General features: G+C 51.1%; 24 protein-coding genes and 1 other RNA gene. 10 read left to right on the top strand and 15 right to left on the bottom strand.

Annotated features, from left to right (window positions below):
- Nucleotides 1–30 precede the first annotated feature (30 nt).
- The 3 genes from ttrB to ttrA are packed head-to-tail and all read left to right on the top strand — an operon-like array spanning nt 31 to nt 4,846.
- Nucleotides 31–765, top strand: a complete 735-nt coding sequence (gene ttrB, locus LG384_RS10210) for a tetrathionate reductase subunit TtrB (protein ID WP_048221568.1) — start codon at nt 31–33, stop codon at nt 763–765.
- Nucleotides 766–1,788, top strand: a complete 1,023-nt coding sequence (gene ttrC / locus LG384_RS10205) for a tetrathionate reductase subunit TtrC (protein ID WP_225760856.1) — start codon at nt 766–768, stop codon at nt 1,786–1,788.
- The gene (gene ttrA, locus LG384_RS10200; RefSeq protein WP_225760855.1) at nt 1,781–4,846 is read left to right on the top strand and encodes a tetrathionate reductase subunit TtrA; all 3,066 of its coding nucleotides are present in this window, start codon (nt 1,781–1,783) and stop codon (nt 4,844–4,846) included. Before ttrC ends, ttrA begins: the two co-directional genes overlap by 8 nt.
- 43 nt (nt 4,847–4,889) lie before the next feature.
- On the opposite strand, the gene LG384_RS10195 is transcribed toward ttrA, so the two are convergent.
- From LG384_RS10195 to LG384_RS10180, 4 genes are all read right to left on the bottom strand, one after another.
- Complete coding sequence (locus tag LG384_RS10195; protein ID WP_045442239.1) at nt 4,890–5,702, bottom strand: MetQ/NlpA family ABC transporter substrate-binding protein; 813 nt, start codon at nt 5,700–5,702, stop codon at nt 4,890–4,892.
- A 21-nt stretch (nt 5,703–5,723) separates the two neighbouring features.
- Nucleotides 5,724–6,392, bottom strand: a complete 669-nt coding sequence (locus LG384_RS10190) for a methionine ABC transporter permease (protein WP_048221571.1) — start codon at nt 6,390–6,392, stop codon at nt 5,724–5,726.
- Nucleotides 6,385–7,407, bottom strand: a complete 1,023-nt coding sequence (locus tag LG384_RS10185) for a methionine ABC transporter ATP-binding protein (protein ID WP_225760854.1) — start codon at nt 7,405–7,407, stop codon at nt 6,385–6,387. Before LG384_RS10185 ends, LG384_RS10190 begins: the two co-directional genes overlap by 8 nt.
- Before the next feature lie 154 nt (nt 7,408–7,561).
- Nucleotides 7,562–7,798, bottom strand: coding sequence for a hypothetical protein (locus LG384_RS10180; protein ID WP_045442231.1), 237 nt, complete (start codon nt 7,796–7,798; stop codon nt 7,562–7,564).
- A 184-nt stretch (nt 7,799–7,982) separates the two neighbouring features.
- Between LG384_RS10180 and pykF the strand changes: the two genes are divergently transcribed.
- Both pykF and lpp read left to right on the top strand, forming a co-directional pair.
- Complete coding sequence (pykF, locus tag LG384_RS10175; RefSeq protein WP_045442228.1) at nt 7,983–9,395, top strand: pyruvate kinase PykF; 1,413 nt, start codon at nt 7,983–7,985, stop codon at nt 9,393–9,395.
- A gap of 309 nt (nt 9,396–9,704) precedes the next feature.
- Nucleotides 9,705–9,941 carry a murein lipoprotein Lpp gene (lpp, locus tag LG384_RS10170; RefSeq protein WP_003029373.1) on the top strand — a complete coding sequence of 79 codons (237 nt, stop codon included), beginning with the start codon at nt 9,705–9,707 and terminating at the stop codon, nt 9,939–9,941.
- A gap of 69 nt (nt 9,942–10,010) precedes the next feature.
- On the opposite strand, the gene LG384_RS10165 is transcribed toward lpp, so the two are convergent.
- The 8 genes from LG384_RS10165 to LG384_RS10130 form a co-directional block, all read right to left on the bottom strand.
- The gene (locus tag LG384_RS10165; RefSeq protein ID WP_225761293.1) at nt 10,011–11,015 is read right to left on the bottom strand and encodes a L,D-transpeptidase family protein; all 1,005 of its coding nucleotides are present in this window, start codon (nt 11,013–11,015) and stop codon (nt 10,011–10,013) included.
- Between the two features lie 123 nt (nt 11,016–11,138).
- The gene (gene sufE, locus LG384_RS10160; protein ID WP_045442222.1) at nt 11,139–11,555 is read right to left on the bottom strand and encodes a cysteine desulfuration protein SufE; all 417 of its coding nucleotides are present in this window, start codon (nt 11,553–11,555) and stop codon (nt 11,139–11,141) included.
- Nucleotides 11,556–11,567: 12 nt separating this feature from the next.
- Nucleotides 11,568–12,788 (bottom strand): cysteine desulfurase SufS, encoded by a 1,221-nt coding sequence (gene sufS / locus LG384_RS10155; RefSeq protein WP_225760853.1) that lies wholly within the window; start codon nt 12,786–12,788, stop codon nt 11,568–11,570.
- Nucleotides 12,785–14,056, bottom strand: a complete 1,272-nt coding sequence (gene sufD, locus LG384_RS10150; protein WP_200011688.1) for a Fe-S cluster assembly protein SufD — start codon at nt 14,054–14,056, stop codon at nt 12,785–12,787. Before sufD ends, sufS begins: the two co-directional genes overlap by 4 nt.
- Nucleotides 14,031–14,777, bottom strand: coding sequence for a Fe-S cluster assembly ATPase SufC (gene sufC / locus LG384_RS10145; RefSeq protein ID WP_045442214.1), 747 nt, complete (start codon nt 14,775–14,777; stop codon nt 14,031–14,033). The genes sufD and sufC overlap by 26 nt, the downstream gene beginning before the upstream one ends.
- A gap of 16 nt (nt 14,778–14,793) precedes the next feature.
- Entirely contained in the window at nt 14,794–16,281 is a 1,488-nt protein-coding gene (gene sufB, locus LG384_RS10140) for a Fe-S cluster assembly protein SufB (protein WP_045442211.1), read from the bottom strand.
- An 8-nt stretch (nt 16,282–16,289) separates the two neighbouring features.
- Entirely contained in the window at nt 16,290–16,658 is a 369-nt protein-coding gene (gene sufA, locus LG384_RS10135; RefSeq protein WP_048221575.1) for a Fe-S cluster assembly scaffold SufA, read from the bottom strand.
- A 475-nt stretch (nt 16,659–17,133) separates the two neighbouring features.
- On the bottom strand, nt 17,134–18,009 hold the full coding sequence (locus tag LG384_RS10130; RefSeq protein WP_048221576.1) for a LysR family transcriptional regulator: 876 nt from the start codon (nt 18,007–18,009) through the stop codon (nt 17,134–17,136).
- A gap of 124 nt (nt 18,010–18,133) precedes the next feature.
- Here LG384_RS10130 and LG384_RS10125 point away from each other — a divergent pair, with 124 nt between their 5' ends.
- Nucleotides 18,134–18,985, top strand: coding sequence for a Vmh family MBL fold metallo-hydrolase (locus LG384_RS10125; protein ID WP_225760852.1), 852 nt, complete (start codon nt 18,134–18,136; stop codon nt 18,983–18,985).
- A gap of 67 nt (nt 18,986–19,052) precedes the next feature.
- On the opposite strand, the gene LG384_RS10120 is transcribed toward LG384_RS10125, so the two are convergent.
- The 3 genes from LG384_RS10120 to LG384_RS10110 form a co-directional block, all read right to left on the bottom strand.
- Nucleotides 19,053–19,241, bottom strand: coding sequence for a YdiH family protein (locus tag LG384_RS10120; protein ID WP_045449579.1), 189 nt, complete (start codon nt 19,239–19,241; stop codon nt 19,053–19,055).
- A 77-nt stretch (nt 19,242–19,318) separates the two neighbouring features.
- Complete coding sequence (menI, locus tag LG384_RS10115; protein WP_045442199.1) at nt 19,319–19,729, bottom strand: 1,4-dihydroxy-2-naphthoyl-CoA hydrolase; 411 nt, start codon at nt 19,727–19,729, stop codon at nt 19,319–19,321.
- Nucleotides 19,726–22,782: an FAD-binding and (Fe-S)-binding domain-containing protein gene (locus tag LG384_RS10110; protein WP_225760851.1), complete on the bottom strand. Its 3,057-nt coding sequence runs from the start codon at nt 22,780–22,782 to the stop codon at nt 19,726–19,728. Before LG384_RS10110 ends, menI begins: the two co-directional genes overlap by 4 nt.
- 211 nt (nt 22,783–22,993) lie before the next feature.
- Here LG384_RS10110 and ydiK point away from each other — a divergent pair, with 211 nt between their 5' ends.
- The 4 genes from ydiK (at nt 22,994) to LG384_RS10090 (ending at nt 26,703) form a co-directional block, all read left to right on the top strand.
- Nucleotides 22,994–24,103, top strand: coding sequence for an AI-2E family transporter YdiK (gene ydiK / locus LG384_RS10105; protein ID WP_045442195.1), 1,110 nt, complete (start codon nt 22,994–22,996; stop codon nt 24,101–24,103).
- Between the two features lie 184 nt (nt 24,104–24,287).
- An RNA gene (rprA, locus tag LG384_RS10100) (antisense sRNA RprA) lies at nt 24,288–24,395 on the top strand.
- A gap of 587 nt (nt 24,396–24,982) precedes the next feature.
- Nucleotides 24,983–25,339: a YdiL family protein gene (locus tag LG384_RS10095; protein WP_045442192.1), complete on the top strand. Its 357-nt coding sequence runs from the start codon at nt 24,983–24,985 to the stop codon at nt 25,337–25,339.
- A gap of 143 nt (nt 25,340–25,482) precedes the next feature.
- The gene (locus LG384_RS10090; protein ID WP_225760850.1) at nt 25,483–26,703 is read left to right on the top strand and encodes an MFS transporter; all 1,221 of its coding nucleotides are present in this window, start codon (nt 25,483–25,485) and stop codon (nt 26,701–26,703) included.
- The last annotated feature ends 40 nt before the right edge of the window (nt 26,704–26,743 follow it).

The raw sequence follows: 26,743 nt of genomic DNA, 5'->3' as shown, positions 1-26,743 counted from the left end.
TTTCGTTGTTGCATCGTGACGGGAGAAAATATGGACAGCAGTAAACGGCAGTTTCTCCAGCAACTGGGTGTCCTGACCGCTGGCGCATCACTGGTTCCCCTGGCTCAGGCACAATTCCCTTTCTCACCTGAACGGCATGAAGGCTCTCTTCAGCACCGCTACGGCATGCTGATTGACCTGCGGCGGTGTATCGGCTGTCAGGCCTGCACCGTCAGTTGTGCTATTGAAAACCAGACACCTCAGGGGGAGTTTCGTACCCACGTTAACCAGTATCAGGTGCAGCTTGAAGGCCAGCAAAGCGTAACCAACGTCCTGCTGCCGCGCCTGTGTAACCATTGTGATAATCCACCCTGCGTTCCCGTTTGTCCGGTGCAGGCCACCTTCCAACGTGAAGATGGCATTGTGGTGGTCGACAACACGCGCTGTGTAGGCTGCGCCTACTGCGTACAGGCGTGTCCTTACGATGCACGCTTTATAAACCATGAAACCCAAACCGCCGATAAGTGCACCTTTTGCGTTCACCGACTGGAAGCCGGATTGCTCCCTGCCTGCGTGGAGTCCTGCGTTGGTGGTGCGCGAATCATTGGCGATCTAAAAGATCCACACAGTCGGATTTCGCAGATGCTGCACGATCATCATGACGCCATCAAAGTCCTGAAACCCGAAAGCGGCACTTCGCCCCACGTGTTCTATCTCGGACTGGATGAAGCCTTTGTTACCCCGTTGATGGGACGTGCTCAACCCGCTCTCTGGCAGGAGGTTTAAATGACCCACTCATTGGTTATTGAAGAGGTTCTGGCGCATCCACAGGACGTAAGCTGGCTACCGTGGGCTGTACAATACTTCTTTTTTATCGGTATTGCCGCCTGCGCCGCGCTCTTCGCCTGCGTTCTCTACTGGCGAAAAAAAGAGCAGCCGGAGTTAGAAAACCTCACTCTGCTTATCGCATTGACCTGTGCGATCACCGCCCCACTGGCGCTTACAGCGGATTTACACCAAACCGCCCGCGTCTGGCATTTCTACGCTTACCCAACGCCGTGGTCATGGATGCCCTGGGGGGCGCTATTTTTACCACTGTTCACCGGGTTTCTTGGGCTATGGTTTCTGGCACAACACATCAAACAGTTTACGCTCAAAAGTTACAGTGTCACCAAATGGTTAACCATCGGCAGCGCGCTTTCTGCAATCGGGTTGTTGGTGTACACCGGTCGTGAAGTATCGGTGGTTCAGGCGCGCCCCATCTGGTTCAGTTATGCCTTCCCGGTCGCGATGTTCCTGAGTGCGCTACAGACCTTCTTAGCTCTGCTGATCGCCGCATCGAAAAGTGAAGGCACATTGCTGCGCAAGTTGGCATGGGGACAAATCGCGACGTTAATCGCGCTGTCGATGGTGATGGTTATCTGGGTAAGCAGCAATACGCTTTCAGGTTCGGCTATCCGCTACTGGCTGGATATTGCGTCTTCAGCACGCCATTACGCCATCAGCTGGGTGGTGCTGTGGGTTGTTTCTCTGTGCTTTTGTGGACTGGTGTTGCGTCATCCTTTGTCACTTCCGCTGCGCGTTTTGCTGGCTTTAAGTGCAATGGCGCTGTGCTGGCTGATGCGCTGGACACTCCTGATTCAGGTCCAAACCATACCCAAGTTTAACGCGCAGTTTAACCCATACGCCCTGCCTGCCGGCACGGATGGCTGGCTTGCCATACTCGGCACCTTTGGCCTGTGGATAGCACTTATCATTATTGTTCGTGAAGTCCTGAATGCGATCGCAAGGAGAATGCAACATGGCTAATTTAACCCGTCGTCAGTGGCTTAAAGTCGGTCTCACCGTTGGAGGGATGGTAACCTTTGGGCTGAGTTACCGGGACGTGGCAAAACGTGCAATTGACGGTTTACTTGATGGATCTTCAGGAAAAATCACCCGCGATCGAATCATTGGCAACGCATTAATCCCCGAAGCCAACGCCCGGTCACGCTGGCAGCAGAATCCGCAACAGGTGATCTCAATGACGCAATGCTTCGGTTGCTGGACTCAATGCGGTGTACGCGTTCGCGTCGACAGCGAAAAAGGGAAAGTGCTGCGTATTGCGGGCAACCCGTATCATCCGTTATCTCACGAACACCACATTGATTCTTCTGTACCCTTTGCCACCGCTATGGAACAACTGGCGGGTGAAAGCGGTCTTGACGCACGTTCAACCGCCTGCGCTCGTGGCGCAACTTTACTTGAAGGCCTGTACAGTCCACTTCGCATTCTGGAGCCGATGAAGCGCGTTGGTAAGCGTGGTGAGGGTAAATGGCAGCGCATTAGCTTCGAACAGTTGATCAAAGAGGTCGTGGAAGGTGGCGATCTGTTTGGTGAGGGCCATGTTGACGGTCTACGGGCAATACACGATCCCAATACACCAATTGATGCCAGTCATCCCGGCTTTGGTCCGAAATCAAATCAGTTACTGGTCACCAATACCAGCGATGAGGGGCGCGATACGTTTTTACGTCGCTTTGCCCTTAACAGTTTCGGCAGTAAAAACTTCGGCGCACACGGCGCTTACTGTGGGCTGGCATATCGGGCTGGATCTGGCGCGTTAATGGGCGATCTGGATAAGAATACCCACGTCAAACCTGACTGGGACAATGTCGAATTCGCGCTGTTTATGGGCACCTCTCCGGCACAGTCCGGCAACCCGTTTAAGCGCCAGGCCCGGCAGCTTGCCAGCGCCCGTTTACGCAACGATTTTCAGTATGTCGTGGTTGCGCCCGCCCTACCGTTAACCACGGTGTTGGCTGATGATCGTGGATACTGGCAACCCGTGCGTCCGGGAAGCGACTCCGCGCTGGCGATGGGGATGATCCGCTGGATAATCGACAACCAGCGCTACAACGCCGATTACCTCACCATTCCCGGTGTACAGGCGATGCAACAGGCCGGGGAAAAAAGCTGGACCAATGCCACGCATCTGGTGATCACCGATGAAATCCCAACGCTTGCCGGACAGCATTTAACCCTTGCGCATTTGCACGCAGGCGCGACCAGTGAACCGGTGGTTGTTAACGAGGCTGGAGAGAGTGTAGCCGCCAGCGACTGCCAACGCGCACAACTGTTTGTGACACGCCAGGTTACGCTGACTGATGGGCAAACGGTAACGGTAAAAAGCGGGTTCCAGTGTCTGAAAGAGTCCGCCGAAAAACTCTCGATGGCGCAATACAGCCAGCAGTGCGGCGTGGCGGAAGCGAAAATAAGCGTCCTGGCCGACGCATTCACCCGTCACGGGCGTAAAGCCGCAGTGATCACCCACGGCGGGATGATGGCAGGCAACGGATTTTATAATGCCTGGGCGGTGATGATGCTGAATGCGCTGATTGGCAACCTCAGCCTGGAAGGCGGCGTGTTTGTTGGTGGAGGCAAATTCAATGGTGCGACCGATGGTCCTCGCTACAATATGGACAGTTTCGCCGGAAAGGTGAAGCCAAAAGGGCTGAGCATCGCACGCAGTAAAACCGCCTATGAATCCTCTGAAGAGTACCGTAATAAAGTCGCCGCCGGGCAATCGCCCTTCCCGGCCAAAGCCCCATGGTATCCTTTTGTTGCAGGTCAGCTGACCGAATTACTCGCCTCGGCGCTCGAAGGTTACCCTTACCCGCTGAAAGCGTGGATCTCCAACATGACCAACCCGTTCTACGGTGTGGCAGGGTTGCGCGGCGTAGCGGAAGAAAAACTCAAAGATCCTGCTCGTCTGCCGCTGTTTATCGCAATTGACGCCTTCATGAACGAAACAACCGCACTGGCGGATTACATCGTACCGGATACGCACAACTTCGAAAGCTGGGGATTCAGCGCACCGTGGGCAGGCGTTGCCAGCAAAGCCACAACCGCGCGCTGGCCGGTAGTTGCACCAGCGACCAGTAAAACCGAGGACGGTCAACCAGCGTCGATGGAGTCTTTCTGCATTGCAGTAGCCAAACGCATCGGGCTGCCGGGCTTTGGTGACAACGCGATTACCGATCCGCAAGGTAACCACTACCCACTTAACCGTGCAGAAGATTACTACCTCAGGGTCGCCGCAAACATTGCGTTTATGGGAAAAGCGCCTGTCGCTGAAGCCACACCTGACGATATCTCGCTAACTGGCGTGACGCGGATCCTCCCTGTAATAACGCAAACGCTGAAAGCCGATGAAATAAGCCGTGTCGCGTTTGTCTATTCGCGCGGTGGTCGCTTTGCTCCGGACAAGAGCGGTCGGGTGGAAAACCGCATCGGTAATGCGTGGGAGAAACCACTGCAAATCTGGAATGCGGACGTTGCCGCGCACCGTCATGCGATTACCGGTGAACGCTATAGCGGATGTCCGGCCTGGTATCCTGCGCGCCTCAGTGACGGTCGTTCCATTGATGAATTATTCCCTGAACGGGAGTGGCCTCTGAAGCTGATTTCATTTAAATCCAATACCATGTCCAGCGCGTCGGCGGTGATCCCTCGCCTGCATCATCTTAAACCGGTGAATCTGGTAGCGCTAAATCCGGTAGATGGTCGGCGTTTTGGGGTGTCCCATGGCGATGTAGTTCGCATTACGACCCCTGGCGGTCAGGCACAGGCGCAGATCAGTCTGCTCAATGGCGTAATGCCTGGGGTGATCGCGATTGAGCATGGTTACGGACACAGAGAAATGGGCGCGGCGCAGCATACGCTTGATGGCGAGCTGATGGCATCTGACACCCAGATAAAATCAGGAATCAATATTAACGATCTCGGCTTTGCCGATCCGACACGTCAGGTCGCCAATACCTGGCTGGACTGGGTTTCTGGCGCCTCGGTACGTCAGGGGCTTCCGGCGAAAATCGACCGGGTGTGATCCGTGTGCCGGATGGTGGCTATACCATCCGGCGCAGTCTGGATTAGTTATTTACCGGGATCACCGCACCTTTATATTTGGTGCGGATCCAGTCCTGGATCTCTTTAGAATGCAGCGCATCAACCAGTGCCACGATATCCTTCTTCTTCTCATCGCCACGATGTACGGTAATAATGTTGGCATACGGGTTATTTTCACCGCTTTCAACGGCAATCGGATCTTTAACCGGATCCAGACCGGCGTCGATGGCGTAGTTAGCGTTAATAACGACCGCGTCGCCCTCGTCATTGTTATACATCTGCGGTAACAGTGCCGCTTCCACGTTAGGCAGGAACTTCAGCTTTTTCGGATTATCAACAATGTCGCTGATGCGTGCAGTGACTTTATCCACCCCGGGCTTAAGTTTAATCACGCCCTCTTTTTCGAAAATCGACAGAATACGACCTTCTTCAGAAACTGCGTCACGCATGATGACCTTGCCACCTTCCGGCAGGTCCTTGAGCGATTTCACCTTTTTGGAGTAAATACCGATTGGCTCAATGTGAATCGCTCCGGCGCTGACGAAATCATAAGTTTTATCGCCTGCATGATCCTTCAATACACTATTCAGATACGGAATATGCTGGAAGTAGTTAGCATCAATCTCACGGCCAGCAAGCGCGGTGTTCGGCAAAATGTAATCCTGGAACGGTTTAATCTCCAGTTCGATCCCCTGCTTCGCCAGAATAGGCTTCGCCTGCTCAAGAATTTCAGCATGCGGCACGTTAGACGCGCCAACGGTCAGGGTATCTGCCCACGAGGCAAAGCTCAGGGCGCTAAGGGTTGCTGCAGCGAGTAATGTCAGTGATTTTTTCATGATTATGGTTTCCGTATTTTATTAGCGTTTATCTAACAGAGAGGTGATCACATCGCCGCAAAGCTGGATAATGAAGACGATGACAAGTATGGTCACCGTCGCCACCAGCGTGACGTCGCTGTGGTTGCGCTGGAATCCTTCCAGATAAGCCAAATTCCCTAAACCACCTGCACCAATCACACCAGCCATCGCGCTGTAACTAACCAACGCAATCAGCGTCACGGTGATCCCGGATACCAGAGCCGGTGATGATTCAGGCAGTAAAACCCGAAAAATAAGCGTACTCAGACGCGCGCCCATCGAGCGGGTCGCTTCAATGACACCCTTGTCCACTTCACGTAAAGCGATTTCGACCAGGCGTGCATAAAACGGCGCAGCGCCAACAATTAGTGCAGGTAACGCGGCATTGGCCCCGAGAATGGTGCCAACCATCGCTTTGGTAAACGGGATCAACAGCACGATCAGAATGATGAACGGGATCGAGCGGAAGATGTTCACCACCAGTGAAATGGCGCTGTACAACGCACGGTTCGGGAATAGACCTCCGCGAGCCGTCAGAAATAGCGCCAGTCCAAGCGCAATCCCCAGCACAAATGTCGCCACGCCGGACAGCGCGGTCATGTAGAGCGTTTCCTGGGTCGCGGCAAACAGTTGGTCCCATTTCAGATGGGGAAAAAGATTTTCAACCATGTTGAATTACCTCCGCGTCGATGTCGCTGTGGCGCAGATCGGCCAGAATATTGCTGAGCTGTTCTTCGGTGGCCACAACGTGCACCCATAGCTGACCAAATGTGCCGTGGGCGGTTTGCGTCATCTTGCCGTGCAAAATGTTAAATGGCAGGCCGTAACGCAGAGTCAGTTCCCCAACAATAGGCCGGTGTGTGCGGTTTCCGGTAAAGGTTAATTTGATTACTACCCCGCCAAGTTCGCTTGCCAGCTGTGGGTTAAACTCGTCCTCCTCAGCATACTGACTTACCTGACGGACAAACTGGCGTGTAATCGGCTGCTGCGGATGGGTGAAGACGCTAAGTACATCGCCCTCTTCAACAACTCTGCCGTTCTCCATCACTGCCACGCGATCGCAGATTTTGCGCACCACATGCATTTCATGAGTAATCAGCACAATCGTTAATTTGAAGCGGCGGTTAATATCGAGCAGTAGATCTAAAATCTGATCGGTGGTTTGCGGATCCAGCGCCGATGTGGCTTCGTCACACAGCAGCACGTCCGGATTGTTCGCAAGCGCCCGTGCAATCCCAACGCGCTGCTTTTGACCGCCGCTGAGCTGCGACGGATAAGCATTTTCACGGCCACTCAGCCCAACCAGCGTAATCAGTTCGGCAACCCGTGCTTTAATTTTCGCTTTCGGAGCGCCGGCAATTTGCATCGAGAACGCAATGTTTTCGAAAACGGTTCGCGACCACAGTAAATTGAAATGCTGAAAAACCATGCTGATCTTCAGTCGCGCCTGACGCAGAGATTCTCCGCTTGCTGCTGAGATGTCATGACCATTAATAATCACACTGCCGGATGTCGGTTTTTCGAGTCCATTAAGCAGGCGTATCAGGGTGCTCTTACCGGCACCACTGTAGCCAATAATTCCGTAAATCTGTCCCTGTTCAACCGTCAGATTGACGTCATCGACAGCGGTAATGGAAAGCCTGCCTGGCGTAAACACTTTTGAAATATTTTTCAGGACAATCATGTCGTTTGGTATCCGCTGCTGCTTATCGTTATCCTGCTAGTGCCTTTAGCTGTTTAGCAGTATGGATGTCCAAACGAGTGTAATCAGTGAAGTTAGCTTTTAAAATGAATTAAAACGAATTTGATATAACTTTTAGAAATATGCAAAAATCACATTACCATGTACAGAAAACAGCCATTTCAGACGACAAATGTAGCTTGTTGCGCAACAAACCACGCCCGTGGGCAACCTCTTTATCCATACCGATGAACAAATGCGTGAATATTTTTTGTGAAACTGCACAGAACTCTTTTGAAACGCTGTTTCCATTTTCCTTTTTGATAATTTTCAGCGTATAATGCGCGCCAATTGTCTCTTGAATGGTTTCAGCACATTGACCTGTAATACTCAACGACTACAAAACTCACCTTCCCGTTGGGCTGAAACGCAAGCACACATTCCTCTGCACGCTTTATTGATGTCACCTATCCTTAGAGCGAGGCATCACAACTTTCGCAACTCAGGTTTAGCTTCCCGGCCGTGCGCGACGGAAGCCAGATTTCCATATCCTTCTCAACTTAAAGACTAAGACTGTCATGAAAAAGACGAAAATTGTTTGCACCATCGGTCCGAAAACCGAATCCGAAGAGATGTTAACCAAAATGCTGGACGCGGGCATGAACGTCATGCGTCTGAACTTCTCCCACGGTGACTACGAAGAACATGGTCAGCGCATCAAGAATTTGCGCAACGTGATGAGCAAAACTGGCAAAAAAGCAGCCATCCTGCTCGACACTAAAGGTCCGGAAATCCGTACCATTAAACTGGAAGGCGGCAATGACGTTTCTCTGAAAGCGGGCCAGACCTTCACTTTTACTACCGACAAATCTGTTGTTGGTAATAACGAAATCGTTGCTGTTACCTACGAAGGCTTCACCAAAGACCTGTCCGTAGGCAACACTGTGCTGGTTGACGACGGTCTGATCGGCATGGAAGTTACCGCTATCGAAGGTAACAAAGTTATTTGTAAAGTGCTGAACAACGGTGATCTGGGCGAAAACAAAGGCGTTAACCTGCCGGGCGTTTCCATCGCACTGCCAGCACTGGCTGAAAAAGATAAACAAGACCTGATCTTTGGTTGCGAGCAAGGCGTTGACTTCGTTGCAGCGTCCTTCATCCGTAAACGTTCTGACGTTATCGAAATCCGTGAGCACCTGAAAGCGCACGGCGGCGAAAACATCCAGATCATCTCCAAAATCGAAAACCAGGAAGGTCTGAACAACTTCGACGAAATCCTCGAAGCATCTGACGGTATCATGGTTGCTCGTGGCGACATGGGCGTTGAGATCCCTGTAGAAGAAGTTATCTTCGCACAGAAAATGATCATCGAAAAATGTATCCGCGCGCGCAAAGTGGTTATCACTGCGACCCAGATGCTGGACTCCATGATCAAAAACCCACGTCCGACCCGTGCTGAAGCTGGCGACGTAGCGAACGCCATCCTCGACGGTACCGATGCAGTAATGCTGTCCGGTGAATCCGCTAAAGGTAAGTACCCGCTGGAAGCTGTGACCATCATGGCTACCATCTGTGAACGTACCGACCGCGTAATGACCAGCCGTCTGGACTTCAACAACGACAGCCGCAAACTGCGCATTACTGAAGCCGTTTGCCGTGGCGCAGTTGAAACTGCTGAAAAACTGGACGCTCCGCTGATCGTAGTGGCTACCCAGGGCGGTAAATCTGCACGCGCAGTACGTAAATACTTCCCGGATGCCACCATCCTGGCGCTGACCACCAACGAAACTACTGCCCGTCAACTGGTGCTGAGCAAAGGCGTAGTTGCGCAGGTAGTGAAAGAAATCAGCTCTACCGATGATTTCTACCGTCTGGGTAAAGAAGTTGCACTGGAAAGCGGTCTGGCACAGAAAGGCGACGTTGTGGTGATGGTTTCCGGCGCGCTGGTACCAAGCGGCACGACCAATACTGCATCTGTTCACGTGCTGTAATAATTCCGACGTGAATTAATTTGCTAAAAAAAGCGCCCTGGTGGCGCTTTTTTTATTTTATCAATAGTCATGATTAATAAAAAATCAAATCGGATTTCACTATCTAATTAGAGATTATCTAAGATGAATCCGATGGAAGCTTTCTGTTTTCACACGGTTTTTTAGCCGTTTTTGCACAATTCGATGCTTCTTTGAGCGAACGATCAAAAATAAGTGCATTCCCATCAAAAAAATATTCTCAACATAAAAAACTTTGTGTAATACTTGTAACGCTACATGGAGATTAACTCAATCTAGAGGGTATTAATAATGAATCGTACTAAACTGGTACTGGGCGCGGTAATCCTGGGTTCTACTCTGCTGGCAGGTTGCTCCAGCAACGCTAAAATCGATCAGCTGTCTTCTGACGTTCAGACTCTGAACGCTAAAGTTGACCAGCTGAGCAACGACGTGAACGCAATGCGTTCCGACGTTCAGGCTGCTAAAGATGACGCAGCTCGCGCTAACCAGCGTCTGGACAACGCAGCTACTAAATACCGTAAGTAATAGTATCTGTGTAATAAAAATGGCGCACATTGTGCGCCATTTTTTTTGCCTTTAATTTACGCTTCCCTGTTACTGCGTTGTGCGCATTTCCTCTCCCGCGCCAGGCATTCCATTCTGCGCAGATTTAACTTCCACCCCATTGGTGGTCTCTTGCGTCTGTCCGGCCGTTACGGTGACCGGATATCCCGCACGTCGATAAAGCGCGCGTTCCACCAGACTATGATCTACTGTATTACTTTCCTTGAACTGAGTAAAACCAGCCGGCAGCACATACGGCATGGTCTGAACGTTCTGTTCTTCTTCCGGCGATAATGGACGATGCACTTCCACGTACCGCATACCGTTTGGTTCAACAGAATATTTTATCGGCTCATTAATCACTCTGACCGGTGTTCCCGTTCTGACCTGAGCAAACAGGGCTTTGATGTCCGGCGCATTCATGCGGATGCATCCGGAGCTCACGCGCAGGCCAACGCTGTCAGGTGCGCTGGTTCCGTGAATAAGGTATTCACCGTTTCCATGCGCCAGACGCAGTGCAAAGCGTCCTAGCGGGTTATTTGGCCCAGCGGGTACCACAGGAGGCAACGTAATACCACGCTCAAGAGAACGCTTACGAATGCCTGGTGTAGGTGTCCAGGTGGGATTAGGTATTTTTTGCCCGACCCGGGTTTCCATCACCGGAGTTTCCAGCCCCTGCAGACCGATGCCAATCGGGAAAACCTGAACAATATTTTCTCCCGGCGGGAAGTAATAGAGACGCAGTTCCGCCAGATTTACAATAATGCCTTCACGCGGGGCATCCGGTAACAGCAATTGCGAAGGAATAGTAATCAGGGTTCCGGGTTTCGGTACGGGAGCGATGGTGTTATTGGCTTCGAGGATCAGCATCGCCGCGGTGTCGAACCGACGGGCTATTGCCTGTAAGTTCTTATCGCTCTCCTGCACGGTATAGGTTTGATTCTGCCCAACAAGACGACTGTTTGCCTGGGGCAAAGGATAATCGACCGCCCAGGCGGCCTGTATAGCGCTGTAAGCGCCGATCAGCATTAGAGTAATAATAGACGCGCGTTTCATACTCACTCACCCCCCTGGCGTTATTGCCGGATACTGGTGAATACCTTATCCGGCCTACGAGTCACTGCGTTGCTCTGTACATAATCATCCGGGTCAACCTGAAGGATGATATGTTTTATCAGTTTAGCTAAGAGTTGCAGCTTTCGTACGAATAGCGCGAATCATCGCTTCAAGCCCCTGTGAACGAGACGGTGTGAGATGCTGTGCGAGCGCCATTTTTTCAAACCACGGACGCACGTCAAAATTCACAATATCCTGGGCTGTCATCCGGTTATACAAAATGAATACCACGGCGATTAGCCCTTTCACAATTGCCGCATCACTGTCGCCCTGTAATTCAATAATACCGTCAGCATTCTGACGCATTACTATCCATACCTGACTCTGGCATCCCTGAATGCTGTTTTCCGGACAGCGATCGTCGGTATTTAATTCCGGCAAACGCTGACCCAATTCAATAATATACAGGTACTTCTCTTCCCAATTAGCGCAACGCAGAAAATTACGCAACAATTTTTCTTTATCCGGTAGCGCAGCCATAACGCCTCTCTATTAACCCAGTAAGTGATGAATACGTTTCAGTCCCGTCACCAGACGGTCCACTTCTTCATGGGTGTTGTACATGGCAATCGAAGCCCGACACATTGCGGGAACGTTATAGTACGCCATCAACGGCATGGCGCAGTGATGTCCCGTCCGCACGGCAATCCCGTAGTTATCAAGAAAACTGCCGACGTCGTACGCGTGATGCTTACCAAGATTAAACGCAATGACGCCCAGTCGGTCTTTAGGTCCATAGAGGATCAGGTCCGGGACGCTCGCCAGTTGCTCAAGCGCATAGCTCATCATGAACTGCTCATACTCGCTGATTTCCTCGAGCCCTAACGCACTGACATACTCGATAGCGGCTCCCAGACCGATAATCCCCCCGGTGTTAGGTGTTCCAGCCTCAAAGCGCCAGGGGGCTTTAGCCCATGTCGTCCCCTGGGTCAGGCTAACTGTCGCTATCATCGATCCCCCGCCTTCCCACGGCGGCATCTCTTGCAGCAGAGATTCCCTGGCATACAGCACGCCGATGCCGGTTGGGCCGTAAAGTTTATGCCCGGAAAAGACATAAAAGTCGCAATCCAGCGCCTGTACATCCACTTTGTGGTGCATCACAGCCTGCGCGCCATCCACCAGCACTTTCGCGCCGTGCTCATGCGCCAGCGCAATCATCTCCGACAACGGGTTTTCTGTCCCCAGCACGTTTGATACATGGGTAATAGCCAGCAGTTTGCTGCGGTCATCGAACAGCGTCGGCAGCAGCTCCAGTTGCAACGTGCCATCAGTATTGAGAGGAATAATGCGCAGCTCTGCGCCTACACGGGCGCACAACATCTGCCACGGAACAATGTTGGCATGGTGCTCCATCTCGCTAATGATAATGTTATCACCTGCCCGCACATTGCTACTGCCCCAACTGTTGGCTACCAGGTTAATACCCTCCGTTGTACCACGCACAAACACCAGCTCTTCGGCTGAACGGGCGTTAATAAACAGAGAAGCCAGCTTACGCACATTCTCCATTTTCTCCGTGGCCTGGGCGCTGAGCGTATGAATACCCCGGTGGACGGCAGCATAACTATGGCGGTAAAACTCAGCCTCGGCATCAATCACCTGATTCGGCTTTTGTGCACTGGCGGCGCTATCCAGGTAGGCCAGCGGCAAACCGTTCACTTCACGCGTCAGGACAGGAAAGTCAGCCCGCACTTTTTCAATCGGAAATGTCATGCTACGCCTCCCGGCAGGCGTTGAGCGATCCGCGCCAGAACCTGTTGTTTCAGCGTTTCATCGCGCAGGGCTTCTGTTAGCTCAGCGGCAAACGCATAGAGAATCATCTGTTGAGCATCCTGCTGGCCGATCCCACGGGATCGGAGATAGAACATCTGTTCATCGTCGATCCGCCCTACCGTCGCACCATGACTACATTTCACGTCATCAGCGTATATTTCCAGTTGCGGCTTGGTGTCCACTTCCGCCAGTTTACCAAGCAGCAAATTATTGTTGGTCATTTGCCCGTCGGTTTTGATGGCATGCTGCGCCACATTGATCAGGCCATTGAACACTGCCCGACCTTTATCGCTGACGATCGTCTTATGTAGCTGACGACTATTGCAATAGCCCTTGTTATGCTCCAGCCACGTACGGGTATCGCAGACTTCATTTTTTACCGGCATCGCCAGACTGTTAATCCGCAGCGTGGTATTTTCGCCGTTCAGTTGAGTGCTGGTGTTGTGACGCAATACCGCATCGCCGAGCAAAAAGCTGTAGCTTATGGCCGTCGCATCCGCCCCTAACTGCATGTCGTTATGAGCAAAGTGATGACTGACCGGGTTTTCAAACGCCAGCTTGATGTGATGCAAATGGGCGTTTGCCGCCACGTTCATTGTTAAGCGTGCACCCGTAAAATGACGCGCATCGTTGAGGCTGACGTAATGTTCAACGACAGTGGCTTCCGCGCCTTCCGCCAGTTCAAGATGGTGACGATAATGCGCTGTATTGATCTCATCTCCCGCCAGTCCCTGGGTAATGTGCATGAGTAATAGCGGTTTCGTCGGGCGCTGATTACGCTTGACGTGAATGTGTGTCACGCTACGAGACAGGCTTTCAGTCAGATGCAGAAACACTTCAGGCTGAATCGGCGCCGGTAGACCCAGGCGTGTGTCGTCAATACTCACGTCGAAACCGCTACCGTCCACGCTGTCGCTGAGCGTCGGGCAAAACTGCCCATCGACAAAAACCAGACGGATGGCATCAATACCTGTCGACAACGCCTCGCACTGTGTCGAACTAATTTCTGAAAAACGACTTACAAACTGTCCGGTGGTTAATCCTTCCAGCGGGGTATATTTCCAGTCCTCATGTTTGCGCGTAGGCAGCCCCAGACGCAGCATCTGTTGCAGGTGCTGTTGCGCGTGTTGCGAACGATTTTCGCCCTGCGCCTCAAACAGATGGTGCCACTGTTGTAGCACATTACTGCTGTTCACTAAGCCAGCCATATCCTTGCTCCTCCAGCTGTTTGACCAGTGTGAAATCGCCGGACTTCACAATTCGCCCCTGGTAGAGAACGTGAACGTAATCGGGTTTGATATAGTCCAGGATGCGCTGATAGTGGGTGACGATAATGAACGACCGCTTGCCGTCGCGAAGCGAGTTCACGCCATCCGCGACAATCTTCAACGCGTCAATATCCAGCCCGGAGTCGGACTCATCGAGAATGCACAGCTCCGGCTCCAGTACCGCCATTTGCAGAATATCGTTACGCTTTTTCTCACCGCCAGAGAAGCCCACGTTCACCGAACGGGTGAGCAAATCTTCCGGCATCTTTAACAACTCAATTTTTTCTTCCATCAAATCCTGGAAGTCAAAGCGGTCCAGAACCTCTTCCCCGCGGTAGCTACGCACCGCATTAAGTGCCGTTTGCAGGAAAAACTGATTGCTGACGCCCGGGATTTCCACCGGATACTGAAATGCCATAAATATGCCTTCTCCGGCGCGGTCTTCAGGCGACAGTTCCAGCAAATCCTTTCCGTTGAATTCAACCGTACCACCGGTCACTTCATAATCTTCACGCCCGGCGAGCGTCGCAGACAGCGTACTTTTCCCTGAACCGTTTGGTCCCATAATGGCGTGCACTTCGCCGGGGCGAATCTCAAGGCTAAGCCCACGCAGAATCGCCTTATCTTCCACACTGACCTGTAAATCTTTAATACTTAACATGTGCTTTCCTTAAATTTTAGCCGACGCTGTGTTCAAGACTAATGGCGAGAAGTTTTTGCGCTTCCACAGCAAATTCCAGCGGCAGTTCAGAGAACACGTCTTTACAAAAACCGTTGACGATCATTGAGATGGCATCTTCTTCGCTGATACCGCGCTGCAGGCAATAGAACAGCTGATCTTCACCGATGCGTGAGGTTGTAGCTTCGTGTTCAAGCTGGGCGCTGTTGTTACGACACTCGACATACGGGAAGGTGTGCGCCCCGCAGTCCGCACCAATCAGCATGGAGTCACATTGGGTGTAGTTACGGGCGTTGGTGGCGGTCGGCATGATTTTCACCAGACCACGATAGCTGTTCTGGCTGTGCCCGGCGGAAATTCCCTTCGATATGATGGTTGATTTGGTGTTCTTGCCAATGTGTATCATTTTGGTGCCGGTATCAGCCTGCTGATACCCACTGGTCAGCGCGACGGAATAGAACTCACCGATAGAATTGTCCCCGCGCAAAATACAGCTCGGGTATTTCCAGGTGATAGCCGAGCCGGTTTCCGACTGCGTCCAGGACATCTTGCTGTTCTCACCTTCACACAGCGCACGTTTGGTGACGAAGTTCAGGATGCCGCCTGTATTTCCATCTCCGGGGAACCAGTTTTGTACCGTCGAGTACTTCACTTCAGCATCTTTATGGATGATAACTTCCACCACCGCCGCATGCAGTTGGTAGCTGTCACGCACTGGTGCCGAACAACCTTCGATATAGCTGACGTAACTGCCCTCATCCGCCACCAGAATCGTGCGTTCAAACTGCCCGGTTTTTTCCGCATTAATACGGAAATACGTGGAAAGCTCCATCGGACAGCGCACGCCTTTCGGCACATAAATGAACGTACCGTCTGAAGCTACCGCCGCATTTAACGCGGCAAAGAAATTGTCATTACCCGGAACGACAGTACCGAGATACTGCCTCACGAGATCCGGGTGATCGTGAATGGCCTCACCGAACGAACAGAAAATAATACCCTGCTCTGCCAGCTTGTCGCGGTAGGTCGTAGCAACCGATACCGAGTCAAAAATGGCATCTACCGCCACTTCTTTACCTTCGCGGACCGGCACGCCAAGCTGTTCAAACGCGTCCTCAACTTCTTTGCTTAAAAACGCATTCGCGCCCGTCTGTTGCACCGCTCCCGGCTCCGACGCGCAGGTTTCATCACAATTACCGCAAGAAGGTGCAGAGTAATAGCTGTAATCCTGATAATTCAGTTTTTCGTAATGCGCTTTTAGCCAGTGCGGCTCTTCCATCGTCAGCCACGCTCGGAACGCGTTAAGACGAAATTCGAGCATCCACTCAGGCTCGTTGCGCTTCGCGGAAATCGCGCGAACCACCTCTTCGTTGATTCCTTTCGCGAGTTCATCGGTTTTTAGTTGGGTGAAGAACCCCTCTTTGTAATTGAGGTGCCCGCCAGACCAGGTGTTGACATCGTCAGTTGCTTCAGTGTTACGAGACATAGTACCGCCTATACCCCAAAACTTTCGCCACAGCCGCATTCGTTCTGTGCTTTCGGGTTATGAAATTTAAATAACTGATTTAATCCTTCACGAACAAAATCGACTTCAGTTCCGTCGATAAACGGCATCGCCTGTAACGCTACGTAGAGTCTGGCGCCATCCGTTTCAAATAGCAGGTCGTCTTTATCCGGTTGACTGACAGTGCCCAGCACATAGCCGAATCCCGCACATCCCGTTTGCTTCACGCCTAACCGGACGCCCAACATATCGGGCTGTTTTGCCACCAGCTCGCGAATATGTGCCGCAGCGGCGGGCGTTAACGTCAATCCACGCCATGCAAAGTCGTCCGGATCAAATGTTCCTGAATGCAATTCCATAGGGTTACCTCGAGTAATTAGCCTTCAAGCTATAACATCATGTTAGTGATAATGATTATCACTTCAACCCCTCAACAGCAGGGGCATTCGGGTTAACCGCCCTTTTTGGCTACTTTTATTAAGCATAGACCCTGCGGCGAGGGTTCACAGAGATGGATTATTTTGTTCAATGCATTGATATATAATAGATTATGAAAACCAAATCGTTCAGGCAGGTCAAACACGAAAAGATGTATAGATAATGTCTATTTAAGGAATAGGAGAAGAATTGGATGCGGGTAAACACAGGTAATAAAAAACCCTTAAGGCTGCTGGTTAGCAGGCTTAAGGGTTCCGGCCCCATCCGGCGCTTATCTCCGGCACTCACGATGGCTTAGCTCTTGAAGGGGCGTTAGGAATAGTCTCATATCCCGGTGAGCCATTTTTAACACAAACTGCGATTCGCCTGTTTTATAATCTGGCTCACTTCACATTTTTAATTTTGTGTCTGATTGAGGGCATCCAGCAACAGACGCAGCCCTGCAGGCTGATGCTCACGCGAAAGGTATAATCCGTAAATCGGCAAGCGTCTCGGCTGCAACTGTGGCAGTAGTCGCACCAATTGTCCCTGCGCCAGGCCTTCTCTCGCCTCCTGCTCTGGTACCAGCGCGATCCCCATTCCCGCCAGCGCCGACTCGCATAAAAGCGAAGAGATACCCGCGCTCAAATTCCCTTTTATTGCCACAGAGACAACCTCGGCGTTCTCATTCTGAAAATGCCATGATTTTCCGGCAAATCCGCTGTAGTAGAGGCAATTATGTTGTGCGAGTTCTGCAACCGTGTGGGGAGTACCATGCAGACGAAGATAATCAGCAGAGGCACATAGCACCGACTCACAGTCTCCTAACCGACGGGCGATGCTTCCTGGCTCGGGATTGTCCGTGATACGGATCGCCACATCAATACGTTCCCCCACAAGGCTAACCGGTTGATTATTAATTTCAACCTCAATACGGAGTTCAGGATAACGCGCCAGAAAAGCGGGCAGCACCGGGGCAAGAATATGCATAGCGGTGAAATGTGCGCAGGCCACCCGTAACGTTCCGGAAGGAACTTCGGTCGCACTGGCGGCACCAATATCCAGCGACAATTGCGCCAGCGAGCGGGTTTTCACCAACGCCTCCTCACCGGCAGGCGTGATCGTTAACCGACGAGATGAACGGTGGATCAACCGTGCACCGGCCCATTTCTCCATCTCATCGAGATAGCGACTGACCATCGGTCTGGAAAGACCCAGCGCTCGCGCGGCGGCACTCAGACTGCCCAAATCACAAATATGATTAAATACTGTTGCCGCCATGACTCTGTCCATCGCATCCCATCCGATCGTTTTATGAAACTCAGCATGTCCTGATAGAGGAATTCTAACAGATCCGAATTTCCTTAAAATAAGAGACGTGCAAAAGACAATTTCATCTGCAAAAGGTTATTCCATTATGAAAGTTAAAAACCTGGCCCTGCTGTTGCCACTGTTCGCCTCCCCGGTATTTGCTGCCCCACTCCAGCTTGATGTTTACAACCCGCAGGAAAAATCTATTTTCCCTGTCTCCTCAACGCTGGTGTCTGGTCCGAAAGAGGCCATTTTGTTTGATGCGCAATTCAGCACCAAAGATGGCGAAAAGCTGGTGCAGATGATCCACGCCAGCGGAAAAAAACTCAAAGCTATCGTAATTACCTCCGGCGATCCGGATTTCTATTTTGGCCTTGAACCGATTGTAAAAGCGTTCCCTGACGTAAAAATACTGGCAACGCCTCACGTGGTGGATCATATTCGCGCCACTAAAGAGGCCAAACTGCAATTCTGGGGCCCCCAGATGAAAGACGGTGCGCCAGCGTCTCTCACCGTACCGCAAGCCACAACACAAACGCGTTTTACCGTTGATGGTGAAACCCTGGAACTCCGCCATCCTGATGATTATGCCGCTTACGTCTGGATCCCAGCCAATCGCGCAATCCTCGGTGGAACCGGTGTAGCTTCTGGTATTCATGTCTGGACGGCGGATACTCAGTCCTCTGAACAACGTGCGCAATGGCGTAATGTACTCAGTGAAATGCAGGCTTTGCAGCCAACTCAGGTCATTCCAGGCCATTACATTGGCGAACTGCCGGCGGGCGATAAAGCGATTCGCTTCACCCAGGATTACTTACAGTCGTTTGAACAGGCACTTGGAGCTAAAAAAGGCTCAGACTACGTGATTAAAACGATGACTGCCGCCTGGCCCGGCCTTGCGGATGCCAGCTCTCTGGAATTGAGTGCGAAAGTAAATACAGGTGAGATGAAGTGGTAAACAAGATTTAACGCAAAAAATAACCCCGAACAGGTGTCGGGGTTTCATCACGATTAGCATACTGGAATCAATGAACGCCCAGGCGCCAGGCAAAATAGATCTCTTCTTTCAGTTCAGTCGAAGAGAGCGTCAGTAAATCGGCAAACTCCAGCTCCAGTTGTTTCAGTCTTTTCAAATACTGAGCAGGTGAAAGATCGGTTTTATCACGACGTAAAAATTCTATTGCCAGTAGGGCCGGGTCTAATTGGGTAGACATATCATCCTCGCTTGTGTTCAAAACCTGCACAGTATAGCACCTTCCTCTGCACACATTATGACCAAAAGCAAAATGCGTCACAGTATCGCTGTCGTCAGACGCGAAGTGCAGCACAATCTCCCCTGTTCATCGAAGATTTCGATTTGCCAGACCTGGTGACGAGAACCGGTATGCAGAGCGCTACAAACGCCTCTGACGCGTCCTTCACGCGCAGAACGAATGTGGTTGGCGTTCACTTCCAGTCCCACCACTTTTTGATCACCCTGAGTGCAAAGATATCCGGCGACCGATCCAATACTCTCAGCCAGTACCACGGAGGCTCCTCCATGTAACAGGCCAAATGGTTGTTTCGTGCGATGATCCACCGGCATTGTCGCTTCCAGAGTATCGTCACCGATGTGCACAAAACGAATATCAAGCAACCCAACCATGTTCCCCTCACCCATGGCATTCAGGGCCTCGAGTGTGACTTCACGTTTCCAGATCATCCTATAATCTCCAGCAGTGCCTGTAATGGATGGCGAACGCCCGTGCCTTCAACGCGTTTAACCTGGCTGCGGCAAGAATATCCTGCGGCCAGACAGCGGTTACGCGGCAATCGCTGCATTGCCTGGTGCCATGATAGCTCATAGATCCCCAGTGAGTTCTGGTGATTCTTCACTTCGTGACCATACGTCCCCGCCATCCCACAACAACCTACGCTGACATTTTCCAGTTTTGCCCCAAATCGGGCAAAAATGGCCGCCCACTGTGCAGGTGAGCCGGGTAAAGCCGTCACTTCGGTGCAATGTCCAAAGAAGTACCACGATTCACCGCCGAGGGCAGTCGGTTGCTGCGATTCAAGAACAGTCGACAGCCATTCGTTAACCAACTGTACATGGAAATCACCCCGCTGCTCGCCCAGTGCCAGTTTGTACTCGTCGCGATAGCACAGCACCAACGCCGGATCGACGCCAACCATCGGGATTTTCAGCTTCGCCACACGATTAAGGAATTCGGATGTCTTTTTCGCAGTTTTAGCAAAACGGTTTAAAAAGCCCTTAATATGCTGCGCTTTGCCATTGGGCGAGAACGGCAGCAGTACCGGCTGTAACCCTAGTTTTTCCACCAGGCGGATGAAATCCGCCACCACCTGCGCATCGTAGTAGCTGGTAAACGGATCCTGCACCACCAGTACCGTGCGAGCCTTCTGTTCCGGACTCAATACCTCAAGCTGCTCCAGCGTCATGTTGGCGGAACGGTGTCCTACCAGTTGGCGTTGTAACGACGGAGCTGACAGCAATGGTAAATCCACCATACCGATATGCTTTTTAGCCAGATTGCGCACCAGCGGTTGGTTGATGAAAAAGTTAAATGTTTTCGGAGCGCGCGCCATTAACGGCGCATAGCTTTCGACGGTCGCCACCATATGATCGCGTAGCGGGCGCAGATAGCGCGTGTGGTACAACTGCAGGAAGCGCGAACGGAATTCCGGTACGTCAATTTTAATCGGACACTGCGTGGAACATGCCTTGCAGGCCAGACACCCGGACATCGCCTCTTTCACTTCATGTGAGAAATCATACTCGCCCTTGCGCGCATGCCAGCTGTTGCGGGTTCGGGCAATCAGGGTACGCAAACTGGCACGTTTCTCCGGTAACTCTTTTTCCAGCTTAACAGGATCGATCCCGCGATCGGCCAGCAGACGCAGCCATTCACGTACCAGCGTTGCCCGCCCTTTTGGCGAGTGAATACGGTTGAGGCTGATTTTCATCGACGGGCACATTGGGCTTTTCGCATCAAAGTTAAAACATAACCCGTTGCCATTACACTCCATTGCTCCACGCCATTCCTGCCTTACGGCCAGCGGGATCTGGCGGTCATAAGTGCCGCGTTTAACCGCATCCACTTTCATCATCGGGGCATCAACGCCCTCTGGTGGACAGATTTTGCCAGGATTCAGACGGTTTTGCGGGTCAAACACCGCCTTCACTTTGCGCAGTTCGCTATACAGTTCATCACCGAAAAACGCCGGGCTGTATTCTGCCCGGAACCCTTTTCCGTGCTCACCCCACAGCAGACCGCCGTATTTTGCCGTCAGTGCCACTACATCATCAGAGATGCGTTTCATCAGCACTTCCTGCTGCGGATCACACATATCCAGCGCCGGTCTGACGTGCAGTACACCCGCATCCACGTGACCAAACATGCCATAGCTCAGGCCATGGCTGTCGAGTAATGCGCGGAACTCGGCAATATAATCAGCCAAATGTTCTGGCGGTACGCAGGTATCCTCCGCAAACGGAATCGGTTTTGCGGAGCCTTTTGCATTACCCAGCAGACCAACCGCTTTTTTTCGCATCGCGTAAATACGCTCAACACCTGCCAGTTCGGTACACAACTGCCAGCCAATCACGCCGGCCTCCTGGCGGGCGATTAACCCGTCAAGGCGCTCGCAAAGGGCACTAACCTGCGTATCAATCAAAGCTTCGTCGTCACCCGCAAACTCCACGATGTTCAGACCCAGCATCTCTTTATTCGGTACATCGGTAATCAGTTCACTAACGGAGTGCCAGACAATGTCTTCACGCGCCAGATTAAGAACTTTGGAGTCGACGGTTTCCACCGATAACGCACGCGCTTCAACCATCACTGGTGCATTACGCAGCGCCGAATCAAAAGAGTCGTATTTGACGTTTACCAGGCGTCGAACTTTCGGCAACGGCGTGATATCCAGGCGGGCTTCGGTGATAAACGCCAGCGTGCCTTCAGAGCCGGTGAGGATGCGGGTTAAATCAAACTCGGTCATCTCGTCGTTAAAAACGTGCCGCAGATCGTAGCCGGTTAAAAAGCGATTGAGCTTAGGGAATTTATCGATGATCAACTGGCGCTTTTCGCGACAGCGCTGGTATACCGTCTTATAGATGCGACCAATGGAGGTATTCGTGTTGCCGAGCATTTCAGCAAGTTCAACCGGCATGGGTTGGGTATCAAGAATGTCGCCGCCCATTAGCACCGCACGTACACCCAGTACGTGATCGGAGGTCTTACCGTAAACCAGCGACCCTTGCCCGGACGCATCGGTGTTGATCATCCCGCCAAGCGTCGCCCGGTTACTGGTGGACAATTCTGGTGCGAAGAAATAGCCGTAGGGTTTCAGATACTGATTGAGCTGGTCTTTTATCACCCCGGCTTCCACCCGCACCCACCCCTCTTGCGGATTAATTTCAATAATGCGGCTCATATAGCGGGACATATCGACGATGATGCCCTGATTCAGAGCCTGACCGTTTGTTCCTGTCCCGCCGCCGCGAGGGGTAAAAATCAACGAGGAAAAAAGAGGTTCAGCCGCCAGGCGGGCGATAAGCGCCACATCTGCTGTCGAACGCGGAAAAACCACGGCATCTGGAAGAAGCTGATAGATACTGTTATCCGTCGACATTGTCAGACGATCGGCATAGCTCGTTGCCGTATCGCCCGTGAATCCTTGCTGCTCCAGCGCTTGCAAAAAATTGAGCACCAGTTGAACAACACCGGGTGCCTGAGAAATTTGTGGAATCATTATAGTGACCCTTTCCTGCGGTCTGTATTGTGAAGTTATCGTTTGCGTGTTGCGTTGTTTGTTGTATCACATTTTTTTCTAATACGCCCAACACAATTACAGGCAGAATCGGCCTGTTAAAAACCGCTGAAATTGCTCATCATTATAGGGTGTGATTTAAGTGTTCACGTCGCGTCAACGGTCTGACGCACAAAAAAGGTGAAAAGTATTTATGGTAAATTTTCGTCAGCCCAGCAATATCGCGCAAGTGATGCTATCGGTGCTGTTTTTGGCCATCATGATTGTGGCATGTCTGTGGATTGTGCAGCCCTTTATTCTCGGTTTTGCGTGGGCGGGAACAGTCGTTATTGCAACCTGGCCTATTTTACTACGTATACAGAAACTGTTGTGGGGACGCCGTTCGCTGGCCGTCCTGGTAATGACCCTGCTGTTGGTTCTTTTGTTTATCATCCCCATCGCGTTATTGGTGAATAGCATCGTTGATGGAAGTGGACCGTTAATCCATGCCGTGACAGCAGGAGATATGACACTGCCGGACCTTGCATGGCTGAACAGTATTCCGTTGGTTGGCGCAAAAATTTATGCCGCATGGCACAGCCTGCTTGATATGGGCGGTTCGGCCATTATGGCCAAAGTTCGTCCTTATATTGGCACCACCACCACCTGGTTTGTCGGTCAGGCCGCGCATATTGGTCGCTTTATGATGCATTGTGGCCTGATGTTGTTGTTCAGCGCCCTGCTTTACTGGCGAGGTGAGCAGGTTGCGTTAGGTATTCGCCATTTCGCGTGCCGTCTGGCATCTAAACGCGGCGATGCTGCCGTCCTGCTGGCTGCACAAGCAATCCGTGCGGTAGCGTTGGGCGTTGTTGTTACCGCTCTGGTACAGGCTGTCCTCGGCGGTATTGGTCTGGCGGTGACAGGTGTGCCATACGCGACGCTGTTGGCGGTACTGATGATCCTTTCCTGCCTGGTACAGTTGGGTCCCTTACCAGTACTGATCCCGGCCATTATCTGGCTTTACTGGTCGGGTGATTCAACCTGGGGCACAGTACTGCTGGTATGGAGCGGCGTGGTGGGTACACTGGATAACGTTATCCGTCCAATGCTGATTCGTATGGGGGCTGATTTACCGCTGATCCTCATTCTCTCCGGCGTTATCGGCGGGTTGATTGCCTTCGGCATGATTGGCTTGTTTATCGGCCCGGTTGTACTGGCTGTCTCCTGGCGTCTGTTCTCAGCCTGGGTGAACGAAGCCCCGGTACCCGGCAACGACCCGGACGAGATCCTCGAAGAGATCGCCGAAATAGAAGATAAAAAATAACCCCAGCTCAGGCGGCGCTGCCGCCTGATTGTTTAACATTGCTAATCAATTCCGTATTTCCTGTTATCTGAATTCAACATATTCCGTCTTCACAGACACATTTGCATCGCAAATTCTTCACGGCCTTTAAACTATTGAGATGAATCCGATCGACGTAAAAAACCAGCATGCCTACTATTAGCTCAAGGCTTTAGATCAACACATTGATTTATAAGCATGGAAATCCCCTGAGTGAAACAACGAATTGCTGTGTGTAGTCTTTGCCCATCTCCCACGATGGGCTTTTTTTTGCTTATCTTTCAATGGATTAACTATTAGAAAAAATAAGTCTAAAAATGTGTGCAACCACATAAATAGCACACACTGCACATATCGTTAAAAACAGATACAATTCAATCACTTAACGACATATTGTTAATTAAAATAACAATCAGAAACCTTTGCATCTCGTTTTATACAAAAACAATTCACATTATTTTTTCTATTGCATTACACAACTCCGCAAACAGGCTTCCTACATAGCTGTGTGCAAAGTGTGTGTAATTTGTGTGTTACACGCAAAGCCGCGCCAATTCTGGGGTTTGAGATAAATCACATAGAGATTAAAGAGATAAAACCTCATATTCTCCAGAAATGTGTACCACATTGTATTTTGCCCATCTCCCACGATGGGCTTTTTTTTATTCTTCAAACAACACCACCTGAAGTACAGCTCCTCCTTCAACCACCCGGCCCTTTTATACGCCATCCGCTTGGTTAAATGCGCCCATTCACTCATTATTAACAAATAATATTGCACAAGATACTGTGACTCTCTTCAAGCCGAAATATCCACAGTAATGCTATTACTATTCCACCGTCTTTTAAGGTGATGAAATTATGAACGCATTTGAATTGCAGGCATTCCGGCATGTTTTTGCTATGACGATTGAAGAAAGCGCAACTTATATCGCTGCTGATGGCAACGTTACCGCCTGGCAACAATGGGAAAACGGCGAACACGAAATCCCGGAGAACATCTCTCGTCAATGTTCAGAAATGTTAGCAAAACGAAAGTTAAGAATTAACGCGATCATTGAAAAAATAAACAACCGTATCGGTAATAACACCATGCGTTTTTTTCCTAACCTCGCCTCTTTTCAGGCGGTTTATAACAGTGAAAATTTTCTCGAATGGAAACTCTATCAATCGACTGCTGTTGAACTCTATGCGCACGATCTTGAGCGTTTGTGTTAGGAGAAAATCTGACCATTATAACTTTGTACTATTAGTAACTGACATAATGCCCACGCTGATGCGAATACGGCATATTGCTATGGCCTGTACACTCGACTCGAAATACAAAATTTCCATTTAGCCTCTTCGCTGAGTAACACATTATGAAAAACGCCTATTTCTCCACTGCGATAGGGCTGTACCTTAATTACCTTGTACACGGCATGGGGGTTATTCTGATAAGCCTCAACATGTCCTCGCTTGAACAACAGTGGCAAACCGATGCAGCAGGTGTGTCAATTGTCATCTCATCTCTCGGCATCGGTCGATTAAGCGTCTTATTACTGGCGGGCTTACTTTCCGATCGCTTTGGCCGTAGACCATTCGTCATTTTCGGCATGCTCTGCTATCTGCTCTTCTTTTTTGGCATTATCAATACTCACAGTATTTTCATAGCCTACGCATTTGGCTTTTTGGCGGGTATGTCTAACAGTTTTCTTGATGCCGGGACCTATCCCAGCCTGATGGAGGCGTTTCCCCGCACCCCTGGCACCGCCAATATTTTGATTAAAGCTTTTGTGTCCGGCGGGCAGTTTCTGTTACCGATGGTCATTAGTGTACTGGTGTGGGCTGAGCTTTGGTTTGGCTGGTCATTCCTGTTCGCTGCGGGGATTATGATTGTCAACGGCGTGTTTTTATTTCGCTGCCAATTCCCGGCACATCCCGGGCCTAAACCTTTCGTCAGGACATCACCTCCCGCACAGGAAGGCCCTCTACCTAAACATCGGTGTTCCATTATCGACCTGGTCAGCTACACCCTGTATGGCTACATTGCTATGGCGACATTTTACCTGATCAGCCAGTGGCTGGCTCAGTATGGTCAGTTCGTCGCCGGAATGCCGTACACCTCGGCGATTAAGCTGTTGAGTATCTACACCTGCGGTTCGCTACTGTGCGTGCTGATCACCGCGCCGCTTGCGAGGAAACCAGACCGCGCGACACCGCTGTTGATGCTTTACACGTTAATTTCATTTATTGCCCTGCTGACGGTTTGTCTGCACCCCACCCCTTACGTGGTGGTCGTATTTGCGTTTGTTATCGGGTTTTCTTCCGCCGGCGGCGTCGTACAAATTGGCTTAACGTTAATGGCGGCCCGTTTTCCGCATGCAAAAGGAAAAGCAACCGGCATTTATTACAGCGCGGGCAGCATTGCTACCTTCACGATCCCACTGATCACGGCAAAGCTTTCGCAAACCAGCATTGCCCACATCATGTGGTTTGATACCGGTATAGCCGCCATTGGTTTCGTGCTGGCGCTGTTTATTGGCTATCGCAGCCGTGTTGAGTCCAGATATCAGTTAAAAATGGCATCGCTGGTGGAATAGCACCACTGCAATATTGTTCATACTTGCTGCAAAATAATTG

The sequence above is a fragment of the Citrobacter sp. Marseille-Q3906 genome, assembly GCF_916618775.1.
GTDB classification, from domain to species: Bacteria; Pseudomonadota; Gammaproteobacteria; order Enterobacterales; family Enterobacteriaceae; genus Citrobacter; species Citrobacter murliniae.
The sequence above is the reverse complement of the archived record's forward strand: the minus strand, read 5'-3'. Positions and strand labels throughout refer to the sequence as shown.